Source organism: Exiguobacterium sp. J17977 (assembly GCF_018616375.1).
GTDB classification, from domain to species: Bacteria; Bacillota; Bacilli; order Exiguobacteriales; family Exiguobacteriaceae; genus Exiguobacterium; species Exiguobacterium mexicanum.
Genome location: NZ_JAEQBB010000003.1, coordinates 162,625 through 187,054 on the forward strand (window position 1 = coordinate 162,625; position 24,430 = coordinate 187,054).

26 protein-coding genes are annotated in these 24,430 nt (G+C 50.2%); 19 read left to right on the top strand and 7 right to left on the bottom strand.

Annotated features, from left to right (window positions below; all coding sequences use genetic code 11):
• Window positions 1-63 precede the first annotated feature (63 nt).
• The gene (locus KNO58_RS06990; protein ID WP_214752563.1) at window positions 64-1,866 is read right to left on the bottom strand and encodes an AIPR family protein; all 1,803 of its coding nucleotides are present in this window, start codon (window positions 1,864-1,866) and stop codon (window positions 64-66) included.
• Between the two features lie 105 nt (window positions 1,867-1,971).
• Here KNO58_RS06990 and KNO58_RS06995 point away from each other — a divergent pair, with 105 nt between their 5' ends.
• The 4 genes from KNO58_RS06995 (at window position 1,972) to KNO58_RS07010 (ending at window position 6,595) form a co-directional block, all read left to right on the top strand.
• Window positions 1,972-2,301, top strand: a complete 330-nt coding sequence (locus tag KNO58_RS06995; protein WP_214752565.1) for a nucleoside triphosphate pyrophosphohydrolase — start codon at window positions 1,972-1,974, stop codon at window positions 2,299-2,301.
• Window positions 2,294-4,651 (top strand): DEAD/DEAH box helicase family protein, encoded by a 2,358-nt coding sequence (locus KNO58_RS07000; RefSeq protein WP_214752567.1) that lies wholly within the window; start codon window positions 2,294-2,296, stop codon window positions 4,649-4,651. The genes KNO58_RS06995 and KNO58_RS07000 overlap by 8 nt, the downstream gene beginning before the upstream one ends.
• A 20-nt stretch (window positions 4,652-4,671) precedes the next feature.
• Window positions 4,672-4,929, top strand: a complete 258-nt coding sequence (locus tag KNO58_RS07005) for a hypothetical protein (RefSeq protein ID WP_214752569.1) — start codon at window positions 4,672-4,674, stop codon at window positions 4,927-4,929.
• 127 nt (window positions 4,930-5,056) lie between these two features.
• A complete protein-coding gene (locus tag KNO58_RS07010) occupies window positions 5,057-6,595 on the top strand; it encodes a hypothetical protein (RefSeq protein ID WP_214752570.1) in 1,539 nt (512 codons plus the stop codon).
• A 46-nt stretch (window positions 6,596-6,641) separates the two neighbouring features.
• Here KNO58_RS07010 and KNO58_RS07015 read toward each other — a convergent pair whose 3' ends face one another.
• Entirely contained in the window at window positions 6,642-6,914 is a 273-nt protein-coding gene (locus KNO58_RS07015; RefSeq protein WP_214752573.1) for a CPCC family cysteine-rich protein, read from the bottom strand.
• A gap of 230 nt (window positions 6,915-7,144) precedes the next feature.
• On the opposite strand from KNO58_RS07015, the gene KNO58_RS07020 reads away from it, so the two are divergent.
• Complete coding sequence (locus KNO58_RS07020) at window positions 7,145-8,491, top strand: PepSY-associated TM helix domain-containing protein (RefSeq protein WP_214752575.1); 1,347 nt, start codon at window positions 7,145-7,147, stop codon at window positions 8,489-8,491.
• Window positions 8,492-8,503: 12 nt separating this feature from the next.
• On the top strand, window positions 8,504-8,965 hold the full coding sequence (locus tag KNO58_RS07025) for a FixH family protein (RefSeq protein WP_214752577.1): 462 nt from the start codon (window positions 8,504-8,506) through the stop codon (window positions 8,963-8,965).
• 45 nt (window positions 8,966-9,010) lie between these two features.
• Here KNO58_RS07025 and KNO58_RS07030 read toward each other — a convergent pair whose 3' ends face one another.
• The 5 genes from KNO58_RS07030 to KNO58_RS07050 form a co-directional block, all read right to left on the bottom strand.
• On the bottom strand, window positions 9,011-9,367 hold the full coding sequence (locus KNO58_RS07030; RefSeq protein WP_214752579.1) for a DUF1304 domain-containing protein: 357 nt from the start codon (window positions 9,365-9,367) through the stop codon (window positions 9,011-9,013).
• Between the two features lies 1 nt (window position 9,368).
• Entirely contained in the window at window positions 9,369-9,662 is a 294-nt protein-coding gene (locus tag KNO58_RS07035) for a putative quinol monooxygenase (RefSeq protein ID WP_214752581.1), read from the bottom strand.
• Between the two features lie 20 nt (window positions 9,663-9,682).
• Window positions 9,683-10,321, bottom strand: a complete 639-nt coding sequence (locus KNO58_RS07040) for a nitroreductase family protein (protein ID WP_214752583.1) — start codon at window positions 10,319-10,321, stop codon at window positions 9,683-9,685.
• Between the two features lie 23 nt (window positions 10,322-10,344).
• A complete protein-coding gene (locus KNO58_RS07045) occupies window positions 10,345-10,755 on the bottom strand; it encodes a MarR family winged helix-turn-helix transcriptional regulator (RefSeq protein WP_214752585.1) in 411 nt (136 codons plus the stop codon).
• A gap of 121 nt (window positions 10,756-10,876) precedes the next feature.
• Complete coding sequence (locus KNO58_RS07050) at window positions 10,877-11,629, bottom strand: hypothetical protein (protein ID WP_214752587.1); 753 nt, start codon at window positions 11,627-11,629, stop codon at window positions 10,877-10,879.
• A gap of 179 nt (window positions 11,630-11,808) precedes the next feature.
• Here KNO58_RS07050 and KNO58_RS07055 point away from each other — a divergent pair, with 179 nt between their 5' ends.
• The 13 genes from KNO58_RS07055 to KNO58_RS07115 all read left to right on the top strand — a co-directional run bounded on the left by KNO58_RS07055 (window position 11,809) and on the right by KNO58_RS07115 (window position 24,430).
• Window positions 11,809-12,210 carry a GntR family transcriptional regulator gene (locus KNO58_RS07055; RefSeq protein WP_214752589.1) on the top strand — a complete coding sequence of 134 codons (402 nt, stop codon included), beginning with the start codon at window positions 11,809-11,811 and terminating at the stop codon, window positions 12,208-12,210.
• Entirely contained in the window at window positions 12,185-13,066 is an 882-nt protein-coding gene (locus KNO58_RS07060) for an ABC transporter ATP-binding protein (protein ID WP_214752591.1), read from the top strand. The genes KNO58_RS07055 and KNO58_RS07060 overlap by 26 nt, the downstream gene beginning before the upstream one ends.
• Window positions 13,056-14,186, top strand: coding sequence for an ABC transporter permease subunit (locus tag KNO58_RS07065; RefSeq protein WP_214752593.1), 1,131 nt, complete (start codon window positions 13,056-13,058; stop codon window positions 14,184-14,186). Before KNO58_RS07060 ends, KNO58_RS07065 begins: the two co-directional genes overlap by 11 nt.
• A gap of 11 nt (window positions 14,187-14,197) precedes the next feature.
• Complete coding sequence (locus KNO58_RS07070) at window positions 14,198-14,665, top strand: DUF4825 domain-containing protein (protein WP_214752595.1); 468 nt, start codon at window positions 14,198-14,200, stop codon at window positions 14,663-14,665.
• A gap of 137 nt (window positions 14,666-14,802) precedes the next feature.
• Window positions 14,803-16,476 (top strand): AMP-binding protein, encoded by a 1,674-nt coding sequence (locus tag KNO58_RS07075; protein ID WP_214752597.1) that lies wholly within the window; start codon window positions 14,803-14,805, stop codon window positions 16,474-16,476.
• Between the two features lie 80 nt (window positions 16,477-16,556).
• Window positions 16,557-17,135 (top strand): fatty acid metabolism transcriptional regulator FadR, encoded by a 579-nt coding sequence (locus tag KNO58_RS07080; RefSeq protein WP_214719966.1) that lies wholly within the window; start codon window positions 16,557-16,559, stop codon window positions 17,133-17,135.
• 80 nt (window positions 17,136-17,215) lie between these two features.
• The gene (locus tag KNO58_RS07085; RefSeq protein ID WP_021066820.1) at window positions 17,216-17,989 is read left to right on the top strand and encodes an electron transfer flavoprotein subunit beta/FixA family protein; all 774 of its coding nucleotides are present in this window, start codon (window positions 17,216-17,218) and stop codon (window positions 17,987-17,989) included.
• A 14-nt stretch (window positions 17,990-18,003) separates the two neighbouring features.
• Complete coding sequence (locus tag KNO58_RS07090) at window positions 18,004-18,969, top strand: electron transfer flavoprotein subunit alpha/FixB family protein (RefSeq protein ID WP_214752599.1); 966 nt, start codon at window positions 18,004-18,006, stop codon at window positions 18,967-18,969.
• 107 nt (window positions 18,970-19,076) lie between these two features.
• Window positions 19,077-19,391, top strand: a complete 315-nt coding sequence (gene trxA, locus KNO58_RS07095; RefSeq protein WP_021066822.1) for a thioredoxin — start codon at window positions 19,077-19,079, stop codon at window positions 19,389-19,391.
• A 373-nt stretch (window positions 19,392-19,764) separates the two neighbouring features.
• Window positions 19,765-22,194: a Na+/H+ antiporter subunit A gene (locus KNO58_RS07100; RefSeq protein WP_214752601.1), complete on the top strand. Its 2,430-nt coding sequence runs from the start codon at window positions 19,765-19,767 to the stop codon at window positions 22,192-22,194.
• Window positions 22,178-22,615: a Na(+)/H(+) antiporter subunit B gene (locus KNO58_RS07105; protein WP_214752604.1), complete on the top strand. Its 438-nt coding sequence runs from the start codon at window positions 22,178-22,180 to the stop codon at window positions 22,613-22,615. Before KNO58_RS07100 ends, KNO58_RS07105 begins: the two co-directional genes overlap by 17 nt.
• Window positions 22,615-22,956 (top strand): Na(+)/H(+) antiporter subunit C, encoded by a 342-nt coding sequence (locus KNO58_RS07110; RefSeq protein WP_021066825.1) that lies wholly within the window; start codon window positions 22,615-22,617, stop codon window positions 22,954-22,956. Before KNO58_RS07105 ends, KNO58_RS07110 begins: the two co-directional genes overlap by 1 nt.
• On the top strand, window positions 22,949-24,430 hold the full coding sequence (locus KNO58_RS07115; RefSeq protein WP_214752606.1) for a Na+/H+ antiporter subunit D: 1,482 nt from the start codon (window positions 22,949-22,951) through the stop codon (window positions 24,428-24,430). The genes KNO58_RS07110 and KNO58_RS07115 overlap by 8 nt, the downstream gene beginning before the upstream one ends.

The following is a 24,430-nucleotide window of genomic DNA, read 5'->3' on the forward strand; positions in this document are numbered from 1 at the left end:
CAATCAAAGAAACCAGAGAAGAAAATCTTTTCTGGTTTCTTTGAGAACTATCCATTGAGTTTTTTAATCCCTTTTTAAAAATGCTCCATAGTCGTATAAATCATTTTTATCCCGTGTTTTACTCAATTTTTTGGCAAAAGAGATGATGATATCGTTCTGGTACTTCTTATCAGTTTTAAAAAAATTACTGACGCTTGTTACGTTTTTTTCTGCAAATTGTATTCGATATTCGTTTTCTAAATGCTCAACAAAGAATTTAAGTAAATCTTTGATTTTTTGATCAATATCATCTTGGTCATAGTTAGATAAAAATTTTCCATATACAAAATCATCCCCATCAACAATTCCAGGATCAGATTTTAATGTGTTCATATCTACATCGCTGTTAAGAATTCTATAAGCTAGCCCAAATAAAGCAAACAGAACGAATTTTCCATTATTAAAAACATTGGCTTGATTTGCATCAAACTCGTTATCAATATCATTTTTAAATTCTTTTTGAATGATTGTAAAACGGTCATTTAATTTAATCAAATCAATCAAAAAATCTGCTTTATCTACATCCTTAGAATACTTTTTGTTAAAAATCTGCTTATAGAATTTATTATTGTTAAACAGAGCGTTTTTATTTGAGCGAGCAGTACCCGGTTTTTGATTTACAAATGAAAAAATCAATTGAGCTAATTCATCGTTCTTTACTTTACTTGTCATCCCTCTAGGAATAATTTCGCCGCGTTTTATTTCAAGAAACACCTTTTTCGTTTTTAAAAGATTTTGCAAGGATCTCATTTCAGGAGCATTGGATTTCAAATCTTTAGGTTGAATAGGCTTTTGAGAATTAGTGGCTTCTGCTATGTTGTTAAAAAAATGTAACGAATCTTCTAAAGATTTATTCGCACCATAAGATACTATTTTACACGGAATGTAAAACTCGTCTTTATTTGTTCCTTTATATTTTCCAATCAAAGTTGTAGTTTGACCACCATTCACAATTGAAAAATTATATAGCTTAATTTTATCTCCATCAATTGTAAAGTCTGTACAAGCGATTGTTAAGCCATTATTTAAGAACCAAAAATCTTGTCTATTATTATTTAACGAACGTGTAATCCCATCGTCTACATTTTTATTTCTGATGTATTTTCTTATATTTAAGTTGAACAGCCCTTTTTGATTATATTTGTTATATAGGCTACTCACTGAACGTGAACTAACATTTACAAAAATACCTTCTAACTCTTCGTTAGAATATTCCAAATAGTTGCTTGCTTCATCAATTTTGATGCTATCTTCTATAATTAAGTCATGTTGCAGTTGAAGCTTTTCAATCATTGCTTCTATTTGTATATCATTGAAAACAGTAATATAGGCAACTCTCTCCTCAATATTCATCAATCTATCTTTTACTTTATCTTCGTTCAATCGTGCGAAAGAAGAAAATACGACTTCGATATTACCTTCATTATCTTCTGATAATCTATCTAGAGACTCTTGTAAAAGTTTTTGTACCTTGTTGTTGTATGATCCTGTGTGCCCATGCATAAAATTTTCAAGTGTATTAATGACTTTTGATATTTCTGAAACCGCATCTTGTGCGGAAGGCAACGAACTATACTTATTTTGAAAAAGTACAATTTTAGAATCATCTTCATCGAAGTAAATTGCATCTACTCCTCCATCATCTTTCCCATCAGTAATTAGTAACTTAATATCATGCCAGTTTTTTTGTAAATCAGCCTCCTTAAAAGAATAATATTGTAACATTAAAACATTAAAAGCTTGTTCCTCTGATAATTCTATCGAAGGTGAAGACGAAAGAGCAAATTCAATAATTTTATTAATTTCTGCCTGTATTATTGTACCCATTAAATCACTCCAAACTGTATATATGTGGGATAATAGTTAATATTGTATATGTAGTTGGTTATAAGATCTAGAAAAACAACTTTAAAAGGAGTTGGAAATAAATATATGACAATCTATAACAAACTAATCCGCGACCGTATCCCTGAAATCATTCACGAAGCAGGGCAGATTCCTGTCGTCAAACACCTCAATCAAGCCGAACATTTCGAACAGGCTCGCTTGAAACTCTATGAAGAAATCAAAGAGTACGAAGAGACGAACATCGATGAAGAATCGCTCGAAGAACTTGCTGACATTTTGGAACTCGTCTATACGCTTGGAAAGATGCATGGTGCAAGTTTTGAAGAGTTGAATCGCATTCGTGAGGAAAAACGAGAGAAGCGGGGCGGGTTTGAAAAAGGTCTCTTCTTGGAACAGGTCCTTGACCATGAGTGAGTTACGTCTGCACACGAGTCATTTACGAATTCCATTACAACACCAAATCAACGCGGCGACTGAAATCTATATGGTCGTCGCGTTTGCGCAAGTATCGGGTGTTCAAGAACTTGCTGCTTCACTTCGACAAGCAGTAAATCGCGGTGCCCAAGTCCGGATTCTGATTGGAGACTACCTCTATTTGACGAACCCGGACGCGCTTGAGATGTTAATGGACATTCAAGGGGTGGAACTACGGCTCTATCGATCGAAAGGACAGTCATTCCACCCGAAAGCCTATTTGTTCCGAAGCCAGGATGGCGGGACGTTCTTTGTCGGTTCTTCCAATCTGTCGCACAGCGCTTTAAATCGAGGCGTCGAATGGAACGTCGAGATTCCGGCTAGTATCTCGGAGGACGTGTTTGAACAGTCAGTCGACGCGTTTCATGACCTGTTTTATAGTGATTACGCCCAAATCATGAACGGTATCTCGTTACAGCCATATCGCGAAGAATACGATGCGAAGCAACAGCGGATGAAGGAAGCGGAGCTGATTGCAGAACCACCACCTGTTTATATCGAGGACGATACGATTACGCCAAACACGGTTCAAGACGCTGCATTGAAGGCGTTACGCGAGACGATGGACGAAGGTAGACGCAAAGCGATGCTAGTGCTCGCCACTGGACTAGGGAAGACGTACTTGAGTGCCTTCTTCGCCCGTCAGTTCAAGCGGGTGCTCTTTATCGCGCATCAGAAAGAAATCCTGCTCCAAGCGGAAGCTTCATACAAGAGAGTGTCTAGTGATTGGACGACAGGTTTGTTGCTGGGTGGTGATTCGAGAGATGAGCAGACCGCCGACGTGCTATTTGCTTCGATTCAAACATTGGCATCCAAATATCGGATGCAACAGCTTGCGCCTGACCAATTCGACTTGATTATTGTCGATGAGTTCCATCATTCGGCCGCACCATCCTATCGCCGTGTCTTGGATTACTTCGAGCCGAAGTTTTTGCTCGGATTGACGGCGACGCCGGACCGACTAGACGGGGGAGACGTCTACGCATTATGCGATGACAATGTCGCCTATCAGATGCATTTCACTGAAGCGATTGAAGAATCGTATTTGACACCGTTCCATTATGTTGGTGTTTATGATGAGATCGATTATTCCCAAATTCGATTGATTAACGGTCGTCGCTATGATCAAGACGAATTGTTGGCGGAGCAGTTAAAGGAAAGTGTCGCTCAAAAAATCTTTGATGCCTGGCGGATGCATCACCAAACGCGAGCGCTCGGGTTCTGCTCATCGGTCACACAGGCTGAATATTTGGCCGACTATTTCCGCCTGCAAGGTGTTCAAGCCGTCGCATTACATAGTCAGACCGAATATGACCGCGCCGATGTGATGAGTCAATTGAAGCAAGGACATCTCGATATCATTTTCGCGGTCAACTTATTCAATGAAGGGGTCGATATCCCGGAGATTGATACGTTATTGTTCTGTCGCCCGACGGAATCGTTGACGGTCTTCACACAACAGATCGGTCGTGGGTTACGTCTATTGAGCGGTAAGACGCACTGCACCATCATCGATTTGATTGGCAACTATAAAAACATCGATAAGAAGTTGGCGTTGTTGACGACAAAACGACAGCCGATTGTCAAAGAGCTCCCGACAAACGGGACCTTGCCTAATGGCTGTACCATCGAATTTGATTTACATGCCATCGATTTATTGAAGCGAATGGTCACGCGTTCTTCGACACGCCGACAACAGCTGGAGCGGAACTACTTCATGGTGAAGGAGGAACTCGGGAGACGACCGAGTTATCTAGAGTTGGTCCAGCGAGGGGAATACTCGATGGACGCTTATCGTTCTGAATGGAAGAAAGACGGTGGTTTTTATGGATTCCTTAACCGGACGGGAGAGCTGAATGACGAGGAAAAACATCTGTTTGAAGAGGCGAAGTCGCTATTGCTTGAAGTGGAATACACCGACATGACGAAGAGCTATAAGATGATTGTGTTATCCATCATGTTAAGTCGTGGAATTGATGGATGGCTTCAGCCACTACCAGCGAGCGAGGCAGCTCGTCCATTCTATGAGTTCATCAATGCTTTCCCATATCGGCAACAGATTGATGGACAGACAAAAGACTTCCAATCACCGTTCCATCAACAAAAGATTGAAAAGTTACTCTTACGGATGCCATTTGATAAAATAGCTAAAGGACCGTTCTTCGTGTCAGAGGAAGCGCTACATATCGAGCATAATGAAGCGTTTGCTCATCCTTTGATTTACGAATGGGTCAGTCAAATCGTTGAAGTACGACTACATCATTACTTCAGTCGTAAAGCTTCAGAATGATCGGGAAAGGAGTCTTTAACTTGAAACGCGCACTACTTCGCAAAATCCAATTCGCCCTCCAGCATCACGGCGGGACGGCGTCATTGAAAGAAATCAACGAATATATCGAGCGTTCATACTATCAACTCGAGCTCGATCGGTATAAAGATTGGAAGGCGCACGTCAATAAACAGATTCGGGCCCATTCGAGCGATTCGGCCAGCTTCGCGGGGAAAGAGGACTTGTTTTATTCCACGGGAAATAAGGGCATTTGGGGCCTGCGCCAATCGAATAAGTAACCGAAAGCGGAACCATTTCAGTTGGTTCCGCTTTCAAAGTTTACAATCCGTCACACCCCCTTGTCACAGAATGTTCAATCCTGTAAACTTCGAAACAGTGTGAAAAAAATGTATAAGGGGTTTATCCATGGAAATCGTTCAGCAATTATCGCAAGTACAATTACTCAACCAATTCTGGTTGCTCATGGCCTTCGTCATCCCGATGGTCATTTTATCGCGGATGGTCGTGGCCGGCTCACGGTTCTCACCAATCCTCGTCATCGTCATCTTCGGTCTCGGACTTGGTTTCGCCATGGTCGAGATGGGCATCGCGACACCGGGTCTTCCTGAATTCCCGCTCGTCGACTTCATGTCACGGACGACGATCATCGCGCTCGTCGTATCGTTCTTCGTCGGTGGACAAGAGCTTCGTAAGATTTTGAGCAAGCAAGAGCTCGACGTGAAGGATATCGTCGTGCCGTCTAAAGAAGAGATGTTCCTCGGGACAGGGCGGACACAGTTCATCTTCATCGTCCGTTCGTTCTTCTTGCTCGTCGGTCTCGAAGGGTTCTTCCGTATGATGATTCAACCGGGCGCGGCAGAGGGCATCATGCTCTACTACCCGATCCTCGCGTTAATCGGTCTCGCGGCATCGTTCCTCTTGATCGACCACAAGGCGCAAATCGACGACAAGAAGGTATACATGCGTAAAGGTGTCATCGAGACAGTCTTGATGCTCGTCATCTTGTTCGTCTCGTACGGCATCGCCATGGCGGTACAACCAATCATCGCATTGCCACAAATTTTCTTCGCCATGTTAATCTCGTCAGCACTTGGTGCCATCTTCCATAACTGGACGTATGGACCGACCGTCCGCGCGCTTCTATTCGCCGGGATCCCGGTCGTCTTGGCCGCCAACTTCATGGTCGGTGGGTCACGAATCGGTGATGCGTTCGCGATTGAAGGTATGAACTCGATTCTCGTGTACGGTTTCTTCGGTCAATTGTTCTGGATGTTCGGTGGGATTGCGCTCCTTATGTGGTTCGCCCGCACAGGACACATCCGCAACCTCGCACCAGGTATGGCCGGCTCGCTCTCGCACAGTGGTCTCACAGGCGCATGTACGGCTGGTGATTTCGGTCAAGTAGCAGCCAAACGTGCCCCAATCATGATCAACATCCCGTTCTTCGGTCACATCTTCGTGTTCTCGATTTTGGCAGTCAGTGCCGATAACGGGGCGCTCTGGATTTGGCCGACGGCACTCATCGTCTTGGTCGGTCTCACGTTGACGGCGCTCTCGCTCAAAAACTTGCGCGGTGCCAACGGAGAAGACTTCAAAGAAGTGAAGGCGCTCATGCAGTTCTCGTTCGGTTGGCAGATGATGGCGGTCTTCGGTGGACTCGTCATCCTCAGCTTCAGCTCAATCGCGTTCGACTACACGACGATGGCTCAATCGTCAGCCATCTCGCACTTTGGACTCTTCGCAGCCGTCCAAGGCGGCATGTTCGGGACAGAAGCGTCGCTTCTTATCCCGCTCATCTTCTCGATGCCGTTCCTCGTCCACCCAATCGTGTTCTACATGTTCGGGAAGGCGCTCGATAACAACGGTGAAATGCCGCGCGTACCAGTTTATGCGATGGCGCTCATCGGTGTCGTCGGAGTCTCGTTCGCGATTCTCGGTGTATAAACAAAACAGCCGCTTCTACCAATGTGTAGAAGCGGCTTTTGTATGCTTATGTGTTTGTTAACGGTCGCCACTTTGAGTCTTTGATGTCGTGCTCAGTTGGCGTACGGACAGAATCGCTAAAAAGCAGTTCACTTACCCCGAAGCGGATGTAGTTCTGCTGCGCTTGCCTGAGCGACACTGTGTTAGCGCCACCTTCGTAGTCCGGGTCTCTGAACTGGACCCCGTCGTCTTCCCAGAAACAGATGCCGCAAATATCATACGTCCCGGGTGGTTCCTCGTTAAGTGTTTGATAGCCACAACAAGGGCATGTGTATGTCATCGAACATCACCTCATCATTTTTAAGATGCGAAACATTGAAACCGTGTCGTTTCGCTAATGTTATCTTACCGTCAATCGCGTCAAGTTGTGTATTTTTGATGAATCGCACTTCACGTTTATTTCGCTCGATTGACAACGAACAGACACAAAGAAAGCGGTCACAATAATTGTGAGTGCGTACAATTAATCTGTTCACATATTGGACACAATACATAATCGGGGGAACGTTTATGACATCATCTTCATCGAGTCGCGATTGGTACCGTGCCGTTTGGCGCTGGCATCTCTACGCAGGACTTATCATCGCACCATTCTTATTGGTGCTCGCGGTGACAGGAGCCGTCTATTTATTCAAACCACAGATTGAGCAAGTCATCTATTCTGATTATTATCAAGTCGAACCGGCCGGGGAGCGCTTGAGTGCGACCGAATTGTACAATCGGGTCCAAGCCGAATATCCGGATACACCTATCACGCGCTATCGGCCTGGTGAGAGCGCGGACCGCTCGGCCGAGTTCCGAGCCATGACAGAAGAGGGAGCGACGACGGTATTCGTCAATCCCTACAAAGGGGACATCATCGGAAGTCAATTGAATGCTGACCGATTCATGAGCCAAGTCGAATTGATTCATGGTGAATTGATGATTGGTCCACTCGGTGACCGCATCGTCGAACTCGTCGCCTGCTGGACGATTGTTCTGATGGCGACCGGATTATATCTATTTTGGCCACGAAACGGGCTACAGGCGTCTGGGACGATGTATCCACGACTCCGGAAAGGGAAACGGGTTTTGCGTCGTGACCTTCATGTCGTCCCTGGTTTTTGGGTGACGGCAGGACTACTGTTTCTCGTTTTGACCGGATTGCCATGGTCAGGATTTTGGGGGGCGAATTTCCAATCGATTGCGACGAATGCCGGTGTCGGGTATCCACCGTCGATTTGGGGCGGAGACGCACCGACTTCAACCGTGAAGACCGAGGATGTCGCCGACGTCCCGTGGGCGGCCGAGACGCTGCCGGTACCAAACTCTGAAGTCGCTGGGTACGTACCGCTGTCGCTCGAGCAAGTCGAGACGATTGCCGGGACGGTCGGGATGGATCCGAGCTACACGATCAGCATCCCGAGCACACCCGATGGCGTCTATACGTTATCCGCGTATCCGGACCGGGCCCAGGATGAGGCGACGATGCATGTCGACCAATATTCGGGTGCCGTCCTCGCTGACTATCGTTACGACAACTATGGCATCGTCGGCAAGGCCGTCGCGCTCGGAATTACACTCCACAAAGGGACACAGTTCGGGCTGTCGAACCAATTGATCAGTCTCGCAATTTGTCTCGGTGTCATCCTTGTTGTCGTGAGCGGGGTGTATCTCTGGTACTCGCGTAAACCTGTCGCAAAGAGTGGGGCGCCATCGGCTCCGAGTCGGACAAGACGAAACGTATTGATCGTGTTGCTCGTCAGCTTCGGAATCATCTTCCCGCTCGTCGGGCTGTCGCTGCTTGTCGTCGCGCTGCTCGATTGGTTGATTATTCGTCGTTCGACGAAATTGACACGATTTTTGAATGCAGGGTGAGGGGGAATGACGATGAAACGATTCATACTAGGCATCAGCCTCGTTGCCATCACGGCGTTATCGGCCTGTGCAGTCAAGGAAGATGCGGTCGAACTGTATAAACAAGAGACTCCGCTTCAAGCGACTCTTGATTTTCCAGAAGTCGTGGAAGCAGGAGAGCCAATCACATTCGAAATCGGCTTTCCGGTAGAAGGCGACGTCGAACCTGACTTCGTGCATCTAGAGTTACAGAAGGCCGATGGGACGGTATCGTACGGCATGCAGGAAGCGACGCGAATCGCCGACGATACGTATGAACTGACGGCCAGTTTCAAAGAAGATGGACTGTATATTGCCCGGGTCCATGCGCAGGCGAACGGCTCGACGATCTTTCCGGCAAAACAGTTCATCGTCGGGGAATTGACAGAAGCCGAATGGGCCGCTTTATATGAAGGGGCTGCACCGGTTGAAGCCGTGACGGAACCACACCATTAAAAAAAGTTCTCCTTCCAATTGCTTGGAAGGAGAACTTTTTTAGTTTCACATCAACATGGACAACAGCGTCAAAATCGCCAATCCACCTTGGGTGAGGATGATTTTTTTATTGCTTGTGATACTGCCATACAACGCGACAAGCACGATATAGATGAGAATCATCGTGACGATCTCGATCGACTGGCTGACGAACAGACCGTACAGTAAACCGACGCCAATCAATCCGTTATAGACGCCTTGGTTCTTGAACAGCACCGACACGGAGTCGCGCGCGAGCTCTTGTTCCGTCATGTTGAAGACACGAGCCGTCGTGTTCGAACGAGTGGCGAACGTCTCCAAATACATAATGTAGAAGAACTCGAGTGCGACGAGCGTTCCGAGGACGAGTGTGAGCCCGGACATGTTAGTTGGCTGTCGGGACTTCCGTCACATGGATAACTGGCTTCGCCGTCACGTAGTTGCCTACGCTTTGAGCGAACGCGATGAGGTCCGGGTTTTGGTTGTGTTGCTCGACGGCCGCTTGGTCGGCCCAGTTCTCAATCATGACGAAACGGTTCTCCGATGTCGTCGATTGGAACAGCTCATAGCTCAAGCAACCGTCTTCTTGCTTCGACGAGTCGATGAGCTTGTTGATGTCGGCCAAGAAGTTGTCAAATTCTGTTTCTTTCACGTCAAAGATGGCGTTAATTAAGATCATATTCGTATCCTCCGATTAGCTTATTTGAATGATGTGATGGTTTCAGCGTCGAGGCGGACCGATTGGTAGCCTTCTTCTGCTGCTTTACCGACCGAGAGAATCATGACCGGCACGTAACGGTCTTTGTCTAAGCCGAACGCTTCCGCGAGTTGGTCTTTCTCGAAACCGCCGATCGGGTTCGTGTCGTAACCGTGAGCACGGGCGACGAGCATGAATTGCATCGCGGCGAGACTCGAATCGATTTTGACGATGTCGTTCATCTCTTGTTTCGACAAGTTTTTGTAGTACGGGAGGATGGCAGCGAGCTGTTGGTCGCGTACTTCTTGTGGCATCTTGCCTTCCGCGACAGCTTGGTCATAGATGTCTTCACCGAGCTCGTAGCATTCCATGTCGCCGAAAATGAGGACCATCGCAGCCGACGTGTCGTTTTGACGGACATTGAAGCGGATGAGCGGCTTGAGCGTCTCTTTCGCCTCTGGGCTCTCGACAACGACGAAGCGCCACGGTTGCATGTTGACTGAAGACGGTGCCGTTGTCGCTTCCTCAATCATTTGAAGCATTTCAAGTTGTGAGATTTTGACGTTCTCGTCGTAGACGCGAATCGATTTACGACCGAGCATCACGTCAGTGAATGTGTTGTTTTCGAATGTAGTTGCCATGGGGATTACCTCTTTCTCTCTTGTTATAGTTGGTTCAACTTTTGTAGCAGACTCGATAGCTGGTTGATTTCTGACTCGGACAGCACTTTCGTAATCAAGTGTTTGCCGCGGTCGTGGTCTTGTTCACAGCTCATCAAGTCTTGTTTGGCTTCGTCGGTCAAATGGACGAACACTTCGCGATGGTTCGCGGTGTTCCGTTCCCGTCGGACGTAGCCTTTTTCTTCAAGGATCTTCAAATGGCGGGTGATGGCCGCATTGTCGATTTTCATCGCCTGCTGAATCTCGCTTTGTGGACAGATGCCCTTGTCGTGCACGATCATGAGCATCTCGTAGCGTGTCAGGCTGAAGCCCGTCTCTTTCTCGAATGAGGTCGCGACGCGCTGGTCCGCCAGTTTGATTTGGTATAGCAGTCGGCTGATGTCTCGTAACTCCATCTGTGGTATCTCACCCCTCTCATTTGATAAGTCAATTGTTGACTCGTCAAATGTAAAACATTCACGACGTCCTGTAAAGGAGAATGCTCACAAAAAAACCATCCGCTTTTGCGAATGGAAATCAGTCTTCATATTTGGTGCCATCGAAGTGATAGTCGTGGATGAACGTCGCCTCGTCGAAACCGTACAGTCGGTCGTGCCGATTCAAATCGTCGATTGACTGCAGCTCATGCATCGCCGGTTCTCCCGGTAACGAGTCGTGTGAGACGTTCAAATACCGCTCGGTGAAGTCGTCATTCTCATACGGTGTGCCGTCGAACGAGAAATGGATGGAGTAGACGTCGTCTTCCAAAGCGCGAATCACATCGAGCATCCGTTGTTTCTGCGCATCGGTGTTCGCCCACTTCTCATGGAACATGACCGACACGTCCAAGAACTCTTTCGAATCGACGTCAAATACGGACGTGGGGGTAGGGCGTACGGTCGTCGCAACATCTTCATCGACACCGGTCGGGACACTGGCGCGGACCGTCTCCGCCTCCGTCAACAAATCGAGCTGCTCGAGCCGCTCCTTGATTGTGTCTTCGGCCTCCTGTTGCCAGACGTGTTCGAGCACGTTGTCATGAATTGTTTGATCAGACCGATACGTCTCGGCCCAATAATCACCGGCGAGCTCTGGACTCGTTAACGTGAACTCGGCCGCATAGCCGCCCATCTTCCAGTCGCGCTTGAGCGTGACCTCGACGTCCTCTCCATATGTATCTTCAATGTAAGACGCGTATCGTTCTTCCTCAGCTTGTTTTGCATATGTCGACCACGTCGTGCCAAGCGCCGTCACGGCGACAGCGGTCGCGACTAACCATCGTTTTTTCATTTTTGATTCACCTCTCTACCAATGTACCTGAAATGGAAGTGGACTACCTCGGTCCAAAGTCGTATTCAATTTATTACCAAATACCTGTAAACTAAAAGTGCCCTTGAAGAACTAATATCTTTACGTGTACTAATACATATAATACACTTAAGTTACGTACACAAGAAAGGGTGTGACCCATGTTATATAAAATCGATATGAAGAGCGCGGAACCGCTATATGAACAAATCGTCAATCAGACGAAAGCACTCGTTATCCGTGGCATCTTACGTCCGGGGGACAAAGTCATGTCGGTGCGAGAGCTTGCGACCGATCTCGTCATCAATCCGAATACGGTCAGCAAGGCGTATCAGGAACTCGAACGGCTCGGCTTGCTAGAGATGCATCGCGGGCGCGGGACGTTCGTGTCCGAGGACTGGATTGACCAGGACTCGCCGCGCACACCGATCCTTGAAGCGATCAAAAAGCTCGCCATCGATTGCCATTACGCGAACATCGCGCTCGACGAAGCGCTGACGTTATTTGAGACAGAGTATAAGAAAGTAGGGGAGAACCATGCTGACAGTACAGCAACTGAGTAAGACGATCGATCGCCAGCAAGTGTTAGAAGATATCGACTTCACGGTCAACTCCGGGGAAATCATCGCGCTCGTCGGCCGGAACGGGGCCGGCAAGACGACGTTGCTCCGGACGATGGTCGGCATCATCCGACCGGATAAAGGAGATGTCCGTTACGGACCGTCAAGCATCTTCGAGAAAGCCGAGTTGAAGCGTGACGTCATCTTCGTCCCGGATTCGGCCGACGCCCTCAAACATTATACGATTAACGAAGCGGCAGCGCTCTACGAATCGATTTACCCAGGATTCAACCGGTCCGTTTTCAGAGAGACGCTCACCCGATACAACATCGATAACAAGAAGATTCGCCAGCTCTCTAAAGGGCAGAAGGCGATGGTGACGCTCTCGCTCGCGTTCGCCGTCCAAGCGAAATATTACTTGCTCGATGAACCGACGGACGGACTCGACGTCGTCGCCAAGTCGGACGTGTTAAAGCTGATGATTGCCCAAGTCGAGGCGCGCAACTGTTCGATTATCGTCTCGAGCCACCAGTTACATGAGCTCGAACGAATCGCCGACCGTATCATCATGATCGAGAAGGGCCGCGTCAAGGCGGTCATGTCGCTCGATGAGGCGCGCGAGACGAGCGTCAAGCTACAAGTCGTCTTTAACGAGCAAGTACCGGTCGAACTGCTCGAACGGAAAGACATCGAGGTCATCAACGTCACGGGACGCGTCGCCCTGTTCATGGCGAAAGAACGGACGAAAGAACTCGACACGTTCGTCGATGCGCACGACCCGATGTTAATCGAAGAGATCCCGATGTCGCTCGAAGACATCTTCCGGGTCCAATTAGGAGGTGAGGCAAGTGTCTTTTAAAGTCCTATTAAAGAAAGATTGGAAACAAGTCTCGATTTTGTGGATGTTGCTCGTCGTGTTGAGCGTCATCGTGTTCACGGTACCGGCGTGGACCCAGCTGGAAGACTTCAATCGAGAAATCGAGAATATCCGGGCCAACCCTTCGTCTTTTGAAGGGGTGCCATTGGACGCCTCAAACCTGCCGAACAGATGGTTCTTTGAATCGGGCGATAGCGTCGGGATGCTTTACAACGGTTTGATGTCACTCATTCCGATGGGGATGGTCATCTTCCTTTACGTCGTCTTCGGACTGCTCATGGCGTCGGTATTGATTGGCGGGGAACGGAACAGCCAAATGTCCGACTTCTCGATGTCGTTGCCGTTCACACGGACCCAATTGTACATATCGAAATGGCTGATTGGGGCCAGCGGCTTCGTCGTCGCGACGTTGCTCGGCGGCCCGCTCTTGATGGCGATCATCCACTTGTCAGACTTTAGCTTTTTGATTCAGCCAAAAGATTTAGAGGTCTCCATCATGATTCTATTTATGATGTTGACCGGCATCTCGGTCTTCTCGATCTCGCTTTGGATGGGTTCATTTGGAGGCGAGTCGATTTCCCAGGCGCTCTGGTCGTTCGTTGCCCTTTTATTCCCGATTGGAATCGTTACTTTGATTGAAGGGTCGCTATACACGTTCGAGCGCTTTGTGGATGTGTCGTACAGTTTGACCCAAATGTGGATGGAGAGTATCCCGTTGCGCGTCATCTCTCCGCTGGCGAATGTTTTCAACATCGACACGTATGACATCTTCCGATCGAACGGGTTATGGGAAGACTTTGTCACGGTGGCACCGCTCAGTGCACTCGCTTCAATCGTCATCTCGTTCGGTCTCGGTTTATGGGCGTTCAACCGGGCCCCGCAAGAGAATAACGGCCGCTTCTTCATGTTCTCGAACTGGCTCTGGCTCGTCCATCTCGTCATGGTGCTCACTTTCGGTATGCTCGGCGGCATTCTGCTGTCAGCCGTCACGTTCTCGCCAAATATGGTCTTATACATCATCGGTTTCGTGCTTGGAGGCTTCATCGCCCACTTGCTCGCGAAACGATTGCTTTACCGCTTTAACTTGAAACTCAAATCGTAAGGAGGAATTCCATGAAACGGCTCAGTCTGTTCGTCGTCTTGCTCGTCATGCTCGCGGGATGTGGGGATACCCATCGACCGAACGCCTTCCAATACAAAGGTTCGTATGTCGGTGACAACAGCGCCGTCTCAGGGATTGCCCAGACGTTGCCGATGCATGACTGTTACAAGTCGATCGAGCTGCAGACGTCGAAGCGGCCTTACGGTTTGACGGTCCGCTATAGCGACCCGGAAATCGAGCGCATCGAGCAAGAACGGTTGGCCATCCGTAATGCGGCGACGTATTTCACGCTCGTTCGGAACGCGGAAATCGTGCGCTTCGCTTTCCCGAACCGGACATACGCGTTCTCACGTCCGGAGATGGAGGCGTGGCTCGACATCGACTTCTCGACAATCAAGTGGGAAAAAGATTTAAAGGACCGCTTGGACGAGAAAATCAGCAACGAAGAACAGACGGAAGCTTATTTCAAGAGAATTTGAACGTGTGCGGAAACTTCCTCCGCACACGTTTTTTTCGATATTTTCTGAAAATTATTGGGTAAAGGGTAGATGAAAGCGTTTTCTTCGCATTATAATAGAGTTAACTGAATGACTATTCATTCCAAGGAGGAAAAGCGATGAACAAACCGTGGTTGCAAGATTATCCAGCTGACATGCCTGAAACAATCGATTACGAGGTGAAACCACTCTATGAGGCGCTATCCCGAGCCGCGACCGATTACCCGAACAAGACCGCCATCTCCTTCATCGGCAAAGAGTTGACGTTCGCCGAAGTCGACGATGCGGCGAAACGGTTGGCGACGATGCTTCAATCGAAAGGACTGCAAAAAGGGGATCGCGTCAGTCTGATGCTCCCCAACTGTCCTCAATTCGTCATCTCGTTCTATGCGGTCCTGTACGCCGGCGGAACGGTCGTCCAGACGAATCCGCTCTATACGGAGCATGAGCTCGAGAACTTGATTACGGACTCCGGAGCGAGCATCATCGTCACGCTCGACCTCCTGTATCCAAAATCGCTTCGCGTGAAGCAGAAGACGGACGTCAAAACGATTATCACGACGAGCATCGCCGACTATCTGCCGTTCCCGAAGAACAAGCTGTATCCGATCAAAGTGAAGCGCGAGAACAATATCGTCATCGATACGACGGGTTCGGTCGCGTTCAAGGACTATAAAGACTTCGGCCCGATCACGCCGCTCGCGGTCGATCCGAAAGAAGACGTCGCCGTGCTCCAATACACAGGCGGGACGACGGGGTTGCCGAAAGGCGTCATGTTGACCCACTTCAACTTGACGGCGAACGTCGACCAGATTTCGAACTTCTTCTATAAATATAACCGAGGTGACGACAAGCGCGTCTTGTGTGTCGTGCCGTTCTTCCACATTTACGGCATGTCATGCTGCCTGAACTTCGGAATGGCGAACGGATATGAGCTCGTCCTCGTGCCGCGTTTCGACGTCACCGACGTCTTGAAGACGATCAACAAGAAGAAACCACACTTCTTCCCAGGCGCCCCAACGATGTACGTCGGGATCTTGAACGACCCGAAACTGAAGAAATACGACCTGTCGTCAATCGAGGCATGTATCTCGGGATCGGCCCCGCTGCCAATCGAGGTGCAAGAACAGTTTGAGAAAGTGACGGGCGGACGCATCGTCGAAGGGTACGGCCTGTCGGAGACGTCACCGGTCACACACGCGAACTTCTTATGGGATAAACGGATTGTCGGCTCAATCGGGGTGCCGTTGTCGGACACTTCTGCTAAGATTGTAAAGGCAGACGGAGAGACATTGGCCGAGATCGGCGAGATCGGGGAAATCATGCTACATGGCCCGCAAGTGATGAAAGGGTACTGGCAGAAGCCGGAAGAGACGGCAGCCGTCTTGAAGGACGGATGGCTCGCGACCGGTGACCTCGGCTATATGGGCGAGGACGGCTTCTTCTATATCGTCGACCGGAAGAAGGACATGATTATCGCCGGAGGCTTCAACGTCTATCCGCGTGAAATCGAAGAAGTGCTATATGAACATCCGGCTGTCAAGGAAGCGGTTTGTATCGGCGTGCCGGACCCGTATCGCGGCGAGACGGTCAAGGCGTTCATCGTGACGCGTGACGGCGCCAGCGTGACGGAAGAAGAGCTCGACAAGCACTGCCGCGAGAAGCTCGCAGCGTATAAAGTGCCGAAGTTGTATGAGTTCCGCGAAGAGTTGCCGAAGACGTTCGTCGGTAAGATTTTGCGCCGCGTCCTCGTCGACGAAGAGAAGGCGAAACAAGTGAAACAAAGCAGTTGACACAACGGTGTCACATGATAGAATAATAAATGAATGAACCATCATTCATTTTTATGCAGCGGTAAGGAGCTTGGGTGTTTATGACAAAGAATGGATCAAAAAGTGACCGCATTATCGATGCGGCAGTGAAAGTGATTGCGGACCATGGCTATCACGGTGCAAAGGTGACGGCCATCGCCAAAGAGGCGGGCGTCGCCGACGGAACGATTTATCTGTACTTCAAAAACAAGGAACATCTGTTGATTGAATTGTTCCAGACGAAGATGGGCCTGTTCATCGACTACTCGAAACAACAAATCGAGCGGGAGACGACGGCCGGCGACAAACTGTATCAGTTGATCGAGTCGCACTTGAAGCAACTATCGGCCGATTACGACCTCGCCGTCGTGACGCAAATCGAGCTCCGGCAGTCGAACTTGGCGCTCCGTCAAAAGATTAGCGAAGTGCTCAAACCGTACTTGAACTTAATCGATGCGGTCGTGCAACATGGAATCGACACCGGCGAATTCGATCGCGAGCTCGACTATCGCCTGGCTCGGCAGATGATTTTCGGCACGATCGATGAAGTGGTCACGAGTTGGATGGCGAGCGGCTTCAAGTATGACTTGATGTCGACGCTACCGAAAGTACACCATATGTTAAAAAAAGGGCTTGCTTAACCGTAAGCCCTCTCGCTAGCTCAAAAAATGAACGCTGATTCATGAATGATGGTGCGAACAACTTATAAGGGGGAACTACGATGAATATTTTTGTGTTGCTGAAGCGTACGTTCGATACAGAGGAAGCGATTCAGCTCGAGAATGGGGAAATTCAAGAAGACGGCGCTGAGTTCATCATCAACCCGTACGATGAGTATGCGGTCGAGGAGGCCATCCGCAAGCGTGACGATCTCGGGGGAGAAGTCACGGTCGTGACGGTCGGACCTGAAGACGCGGACAAAGAACTTCGGACGGCGCTCGCGATGGGTGCGGACAAAGCGGTCCGCATCTCGATCGAGGATGACGTCGAGGACGCAGACCATGTGACGATTTCGAAAGTGCTCGCCACGTACTTGAAAGAGCAAGCGCCAGATCTCATCTTCGCGGGGAACGTCGCCATCGACGGCGGTAGCGGCCAAGTCGCACCACGCGTCGCGGAACTGTTGGATATGAACTACGTGACGACGATCACGAAGCTCGATATCGACGGCACGACGGCGACGGTCACACGCGACGTCGAAGGGGACACGGAAGTGATCGAAGTGGCGCTCCCGCTCCTCGTGACCGCGCAGCAAGGATTGAACGAACCGCGTTACCCGAGCCTTCCAGGCATTATGAAGGCGAAGAAAAAGCCGCTCGAAGAACTTGAACTGTCGGACATCGACCTCGATGAAGACGAGATTGAAGCGAAAATCGAGACGATTGAACGCTTCTTGCCGGAAGAGAAAAAAGCCGGGCGCATCCTTGAAGGGGATACGTCGTCACAAGTGAGCGAGCTCGTTCAATTACTTCGCACGGAAGCCAAAGTCATTTAAGGGGGACAACATAGATGAAAGCTTTAGTACTCGCAGAAGCGCGTGAAGGCGCGTTACGGAACGTATCATTTGAAGCAATCGCTGCAGCGAAACAGTTGACGGACGACGTGACGGCGGTCGTCATCGGGGATGACGTCCAAGCACTCGCGACGGAACTCGGGGAGTACGGCGCAGGACGCGTCCTTGTCATCGAAGACGAGCGTCTCAAGCACTACACGCCGGACGGTTACGGGCAAGTGCTCCGCCAAGTCATCGACCAAGAGTCACCGGACATGATCGTGCTCGGTCATACGGCACTCGGGAAAGACATCGCCCCGAAACTCGCGGCGCGTCTCGATGCCGGTCTCATCAGTGACGTCGTCTCAATCGAAGGGTCAGGCAAAGACGCCGAGTTCGTCCGCCCGATCTATTCAGGGAAGGCGTTCGAGAAAGTGAAATTCAAAGACTCGGTCATGTTTTTCACGATCCGCCCGAACAACATCGACGCACTCCCACGCACAGCCGGCGCAAGCGCGACGGTCGAGACACCGAGCGTGGAACTGAAAGACCTCGCTATGATCGTCAAAGAAGTCGTCCGCAAGGCGACAGGGAAAGTCGATTTGTCAGAAGCGAAAGTCATCGTCGCCGGTGGCCGTGGCGTCAAGAGCGAAGACGGCTTCAAGCCGCTCGAAGAGCTCGCTGAACTGCTCGGCGGTGCCGTCGGTGCTTCACGTGGAGCATGTGACGCGGACTACTGTGACTATGCGCTTCAAATCGGTCAGACGGGCAAAGTCGTCACGCCGGACTTGTATATCGCCTGCGGCATCTCGGGCGCGATTCAACACTTGGCCGGCATGAGCAACGCCAAAGTCATCGTCGCCATCAACAAAGACCCGGAAGCGAACATCTTCAGCGTGGCCGATTACGGCATCGTCGGCGACTTGTTCGACGTCGTCCCACTCTTGACGGAAGAGTTCCGCAAACACCTCGTCAATAGCTGATATGCAGAACGTTTGGGGAAACGTACCCTCCGTGGTATACTCTGAACATGAAATGCATGAGAGTGATTCATTCGGCTCTCACATCTTACTGGGGAGGTATTTACCAAATGGCTATTAAACACGCAACGACTCAAACATTTGAACAAGAAGTAAAAGAGGGCGTCGTCCTCGTCGATTTCTGGGCAGCTTGGTGTGGACCGTGCCGCATGATCGCACCGGTACTCGAAGAGCTTGACCAAGAGATGGGCGACCAAGTCCAAATCGTCAAACTCGACGTTGACGAGAACCCAGAAGTAGCGGGCGCTTTCCAAATCCAAAGTATCCCGACACTTATGATGTTCAAAGACGGACAACCTGTTTCGAAAACAATGGGCTTCCAACCAAAAGAAGCACTCAAAGAGTTTATCGCGACAGCACAATAATCACGTACAGCCGACCGGGCAACCGGTCGGCTGTTTTTTGTTGGGCGTGTTAGGGAAGAAGGAGTTTAGTCGTTTCGCATGGAATAACAACGGTTAAGGTTCGGTACGGATTGAGAGCGAGAATTCGGAAAAATCACCAGTTGAAAACGCATACATATAGACTGCGATTCTAACTTTTTTTCGTCGCTTTTTGTCGACTCTCTTCATATTTAACAGTTCGGGAATTTTTGAAGAGACCGGAAAATGCGGCAAGGTTTTATCATGGAAACAGACTGAAAATTTACGCTATACTCATGAAGAAGACGTGATGGCGTCAAATGACCTTAATAATTAAGCCATCGTTTGTAAGACTCTGTTCGAAGGAGGAATTTTCTTGTCGGTGTTACATTTAGCTATTTTATTGCCGCTTCTCGCGGCACCGTTCATCCCGTTCTTGTTCCGGGCGCTGAAGCGAATCCATACGGGTTGGTTCGTGTTAATCGTTCCGGTCGTCCTATTCGTGTACTTCTTCCGCTTCATCGGAATCACGAGCGCGGGAGACGTCGTGACGGAAACGGTCGAATGGATGCCATCGCTCGGCATCAACTTCACGGCCTACGTGGACGGGCTCGGACTATTGTTTGCCCTCCTGATTACAGGGATTGGGGCGCTCGTCGTCCTTTATTCGATTTATTACTTGAATAAAGACAAAGAGTCGCTCGGTCATTTTTATGTGTATCTGCTATTGTTCATGGGCGCGATGCTCGGTGTCGTCCTCTCGGACAACATGGTCGTCATGTACATGTTCTGGGAACTCACGTCGATTTCGTCGTTCCTCTTGATCGGATACTGGTACGAGAAAGAGCGTTCGCGCTACGGAGCGCGTAAATCGATGCTCATCACCGTGTTCGGTGGTCTGTCGATGCTCGGGGGGATCGTGATTCTCGAGTCGATCGTCGGCTCGTTCAGCATCCGCGACATGGTCGCCAATCAGGCGGTCATCGCGGACAGCCCGTTCTTTATCGCGGCGATGATTCTCATCTTGCTTGGCGCCTTCACAAAATCGGCGCAGTTCCCGTTCCACATCTGGTTGCCGGACGCGATGGAAGCACCGACCCCGGTCAGTGCGTACCTCCACTCGGCGACGATGGTCAAGGCCGGTCTCTATCTCGTCGCACGGATGAGCCCGGTGTTCCAAGAGTCACCGATCTGGCTATGGACGATTGCCGCGGTCGGGACGTTCACTTTGTTCTGGGGTTCGTTCAACGCGGTCAAACAGACTGATTTGAAAGGGATTCTCGCTTTCTCGACGGTCAGTCAGCTCGGTCTCATCATGTCGCTCCTCGGACTCGGTGCCGCGGCGCTTCATTATGACGGCATGGATGACAACATCTACATGGTCGCGACAATCGCGGCAATCTTCCATTTGATTAACCATGCGACATTCAAAGGGTCGCTGTTCATGATGGTCGGAATCGTCGACCACGAGACGGGGACGCGTGACATCCGTAAACTCGGCGGTCTCATGACCGTCATGCCAATCACGTTCACAATCGCCGTCATCGGTTCATTGTCGATGGCAGGGTTACCGCCGTTCAACGGCTTCCTCAGTAAAGAGATGTTCTTGAAGGCGACGACGAAAGTGTTCTCGATGGACTTCTTCGCGCTCGACACAATCGGCATCTTGATTCCGGTCGTAGCATTCATCGCGAGTGTGTTCACGTTCATCTACAGCTTGATCATCTTCACACGGACGTTCATGGGCAAAGCGCAGTTTGACCGCTTGCCAAAACAGCCGCACGAGGCACCAATCGGGATGCTCATCCCGCCGGCGATTCTCGCCATCCTCGTCGTCGTGCTCGGTTTCGTGCCAAACGTGTTATCGAACTCGCTCATCAAGCCGGCCGTCGAATCGATTTATCCGACGCTCGTCGCGAGCGGGCAAGAGGTGAAAGTCGATATCTACTTCTGGCACGGATTGACTCCTGAGTTGTTCATGACGATCGGCGTCATCTTGCTCGGAACGCTCATGTTCTACACGATCAACAAGTGGATGGGTATCTATAACCGGATTCCGCACCGCTTGACGCTCAACGGCATGTACGACGGGTCACTCGTCTGGTCGAACAAGGCGGCGTACCGCTTCAAAGATAACTATATGACGGGCTTCATCCGCTCGTACTTGGTCTATATCTTCTTGTTCTTGTCAGGCATGATGTTGTTCTCGATGTACTGGTTCGATTTGTTCAACTTCTCGTTCGGCGAGATGGAACCAGTCGCTCCGTATGAATATGTCCTCGGGGCCGTCATCATCTTGGCGGCGCTCGCGATCACGTTCATGCGTTCGCGCCTGCCGTCGATTATCTTGCTCGGTGTCGTCGGCTATTCGGTCGCGTTGTTCTTCGTCTTCTTCAATGCACCGGACCTCGCGTTGACGCAGCTTGTCATCGAGACGGTATCGGTCGCCTTGTTCTTGCTCGTCTTCTACCATATGCCGGAGATCAGCAAGAAAGAAGTGCGAGTGAAATTCAAAATCGAGAATGCAATCGTCTCGATTATCGTCGGGGTGACGGTCATGCTCCTCAGCTTCATGGCGCTATCGAACCGTTCCCTGTCATCAATCTCAGAGTACTATAAAGAAAATGTCTATGATTTGGCAGCCGGGAAAAACATGGTCAACGTCGTCCTTGTCGACTTCCGGGGCTTTGATACGTTGTTCGAGATTGTCGTCCTTGCCATCGCGGCCATCGGGATTTACACGATGATCAAATTCAGAACGACAGAACGTACGAAAGGAGCACGTGAACATGAACCGAAAAAATGATCAAGTCAATGACGTCATCTTACAGACGGCCGCGGTGATCATCTTCTTCATCATCATCGTGTTCTCGATCAACCTCTTCTTCGCCGGGCACTACTCGCCGGGCGGAGGGTTCATCGGTGGTTTGATGACGGCCGCGGCGCTCGTGCTGCTGTTGCTCGCCTTCGATTCGAAGACGCTCGCCAACGTGCTCCCGTTCGACTATCGCAAGATGACGGCGCTCGGTCTCGCTATCGCGATGCTGACGTCGCTGCACAGCATCTTCTGGGACCGTCCGTTCCTGACGCATGCATACGATAAGTTCGACTTGCCGCTTCTAGGCGAACAGACGCTTCACACGGCGATCGCTTTCGACCTTGGCGTCTACCTTGTGGTCATCGGTGTGACGATGACGATCATTCAAACGATTGGAGAGAGTGAATAATGGAAATCTTCGTTAGCATCATCATCGGTGTCTTGACGATGAGCGCTGTCTATATGATTCTCTCAAAGAGTTTGTTGCGCATCATCATCGGCACCGGCCTGCTCAGTCACGCCGCCCACTTGCTCGTCTTGACGATGGGTGGGTTGAAAACCGGAGCGGCACCTGTCCTCGTTGACGGGGTGACGGAATATACCGATCCGCTCCCGCAAGCGCTCGTCTTGACGGCCATCGTCATCAGCTTCGGGGTGACCGCGTTCTTCCTAGTGCTCGCGTATCGGGCCTATCAAGAACTGAATACGGATAATATTGAGGAAATGAAAGGAACGGAATCGAATGATTAACTTACCGATCTTTCCGATTGTCATCCCGGCGCTTGCGGCCATCATCCTCCTCTTCGCGCCGAAGCAGATTCGTCTGCAACGCGGAGTGGCACTCGGGGCTTTACTTGTAACGTTTGCGATGACGGTGTTGCTCATCTTCACCGTCTCACAAGACGGTATCTTGACCGTCAACTTAGGAAACTGGCCGGCACCGTTCGGCATCACGCTCGTCTCAGATATGCTGTCGGCATTGCTCGTCGCCACGGCGACATTGATTGTCTTCTTCATTGTCTGGTTTGCGACGCATTACTTCTCGGACGCGTATGAATCGAACTACGTCTACGTCGCGATGCTGTTCCTCCTCGTCGGGGTGAACGGTGCCTTTACGACAGGCGATATCTTCAACTTGTTCGTCTTCTTCGAAGTGTTCCTCATCTCGTCGTACGTGCTCATCGTCCTCGGTGGGAAAGGGGTCCAACTTCGCGAGTCGATCAAGTACTTGCTCGTGAACGTCATCGCCTCGGCGTTGTTCGTCATGGCTGTCGCGTTGCTGTACGGAACGGTCGGCACGCTCAGCTTGGCTGACCTCGCGCAAAAGATTCCGCTCGTCGAGAATCAATCCGTCATCGTCGTCATCGGCGTGCTGTTCGTCATCGTCTTCGGATTGAAAGGGGCACTCGTTCCACTTCACTACTGGCTCCCAGGCTCGTATGTCGTTGCACCGACACCGATTCTCGCCATGTTCGGCGCACTCTTGACGAAAGTCGGGGTGTACTCGATTTTACGGACGTACACGCTCTTGTTTGACGGCGGGGCGTTCATGCAGAACTTCTTGATCTCCCTCGCGGTGTTGACGATCGTCATCGGGATGATCGGCGCCATCGCATACAACGACGTCAAGTTGATTATCATCTACAACATCATGATCGCGGTCGGCGTCATTCTATACGGAATCGCGCTCGATACGCAGACATCGCTCGAAGGGGCGCTCTACTACTTGATTCATGACATGTTGATCAAGGCCGCCTTGTTCATGCTCGTCGGGATGATGATTGGCATCACCAAGTCCGGTCAGTTGCGCGACATGGGTGGTTTGATTACCCGCTTCCCGTTGTTCGGCTGGACGTTCTTCATCGCCGCCTTGTCGCTCGCCGGAATCCCGCCGCTCAGCGGATTCTTCGGGAAACTGTTAATCGTTCAAGGTGGTGTCGCCGAGGGCAGCCTGTTCGGACCGCTCCTCATCTTGCTGTCGAGTTTGTTCGTCCTCTTCTCTGTCATCAAAATCTTCTTGTACGGGTTCTGGGGAGAAGAAAAGCGTGCCTATGACGGCCCGCTCGTGCCGCACATGAAGAAACTCATCGTGCCGACGTTCTTGCTCGTCGCCGTCGCCGTGGCTTACGGGTTCGGTGCCGAGGCGATGCATCCGTTCATTACCCAGGCAATTGAACCGCTCGTGCAACCCGAAATCTATATCGATGCCGTGATTAAGGAGTGA

Bases quoted from the DNA above. Each gene is read 5' to 3' on its own strand.
- KNO58_RS06995 (WP_214752565.1), top strand. From the start codon at position 1,972: ATGACAATCTATAACAAACTAATCCGCGACCGTATCCCTGAAATCATT.
- trxA (WP_021066822.1), top strand. From the start codon at position 19,077: ATGGCTATTAAACACGCAACGACTCAAACATTTGAACAAGAAGTAAAA.
- KNO58_RS07000 (WP_214752567.1), top strand. From the start codon at position 2,294: ATGAGTGAGTTACGTCTGCACACGAGTCATTTACGAATTCCATTACAA.
- KNO58_RS07110 (WP_021066825.1), top strand. From the start codon at position 22,615: ATGGAAATCTTCGTTAGCATCATCATCGGTGTCTTGACGATGAGCGCT.
- KNO58_RS07035 (WP_214752581.1), bottom strand. From the start codon at position 9,662: ATGATCTTAATTAACGCCATCTTTGACGTGAAAGAAACAGAATTTGAC.
- KNO58_RS07070 (WP_214752595.1), top strand. From the start codon at position 14,198: ATGAAACGGCTCAGTCTGTTCGTCGTCTTGCTCGTCATGCTCGCGGGA.
- KNO58_RS07090 (WP_214752599.1), top strand. From the start codon at position 18,004: ATGAAAGCTTTAGTACTCGCAGAAGCGCGTGAAGGCGCGTTACGGAAC.
- KNO58_RS07105 (WP_214752604.1), top strand. From the start codon at position 22,178: ATGAACCGAAAAAATGATCAAGTCAATGACGTCATCTTACAGACGGCC.
- KNO58_RS07040 (WP_214752583.1), bottom strand. From the start codon at position 10,321: ATGGCAACTACATTCGAAAACAACACATTCACTGACGTGATGCTCGGT.
- KNO58_RS07075 (WP_214752597.1), top strand. From the start codon at position 14,803: ATGAACAAACCGTGGTTGCAAGATTATCCAGCTGACATGCCTGAAACA.
- KNO58_RS07025 (WP_214752577.1), top strand. From the start codon at position 8,504: ATGAAACGATTCATACTAGGCATCAGCCTCGTTGCCATCACGGCGTTA.
- KNO58_RS07115 (WP_214752606.1), top strand. From the start codon at position 22,949: ATGATTAACTTACCGATCTTTCCGATTGTCATCCCGGCGCTTGCGGCC.
- KNO58_RS07020 (WP_214752575.1), top strand. From the start codon at position 7,145: ATGACATCATCTTCATCGAGTCGCGATTGGTACCGTGCCGTTTGGCGC.
- KNO58_RS07015 (WP_214752573.1), bottom strand. From the start codon at position 6,914: ATGACATACACATGCCCTTGTTGTGGCTATCAAACACTTAACGAGGAA.
- KNO58_RS07060 (WP_214752591.1), top strand. From the start codon at position 12,185: ATGCTGACAGTACAGCAACTGAGTAAGACGATCGATCGCCAGCAAGTG.
- KNO58_RS06990 (WP_214752563.1), bottom strand. From the start codon at position 1,866: ATGGGTACAATAATACAGGCAGAAATTAATAAAATTATTGAATTTGCT.
- KNO58_RS07010 (WP_214752570.1), top strand. From the start codon at position 5,057: ATGGAAATCGTTCAGCAATTATCGCAAGTACAATTACTCAACCAATTC.
- KNO58_RS07050 (WP_214752587.1), bottom strand. From the start codon at position 11,629: ATGAAAAAACGATGGTTAGTCGCGACCGCTGTCGCCGTGACGGCGCTT.
- KNO58_RS07055 (WP_214752589.1), top strand. From the start codon at position 11,809: ATGTTATATAAAATCGATATGAAGAGCGCGGAACCGCTATATGAACAA.
- KNO58_RS07030 (WP_214752579.1), bottom strand. From the start codon at position 9,367: ATGTCCGGGCTCACACTCGTCCTCGGAACGCTCGTCGCACTCGAGTTC.
- KNO58_RS07045 (WP_214752585.1), bottom strand. From the start codon at position 10,755: ATGGAGTTACGAGACATCAGCCGACTGCTATACCAAATCAAACTGGCG.
- KNO58_RS07080 (WP_214719966.1), top strand. From the start codon at position 16,557: ATGACAAAGAATGGATCAAAAAGTGACCGCATTATCGATGCGGCAGTG.
- KNO58_RS07085 (WP_021066820.1), top strand. From the start codon at position 17,216: ATGAATATTTTTGTGTTGCTGAAGCGTACGTTCGATACAGAGGAAGCG.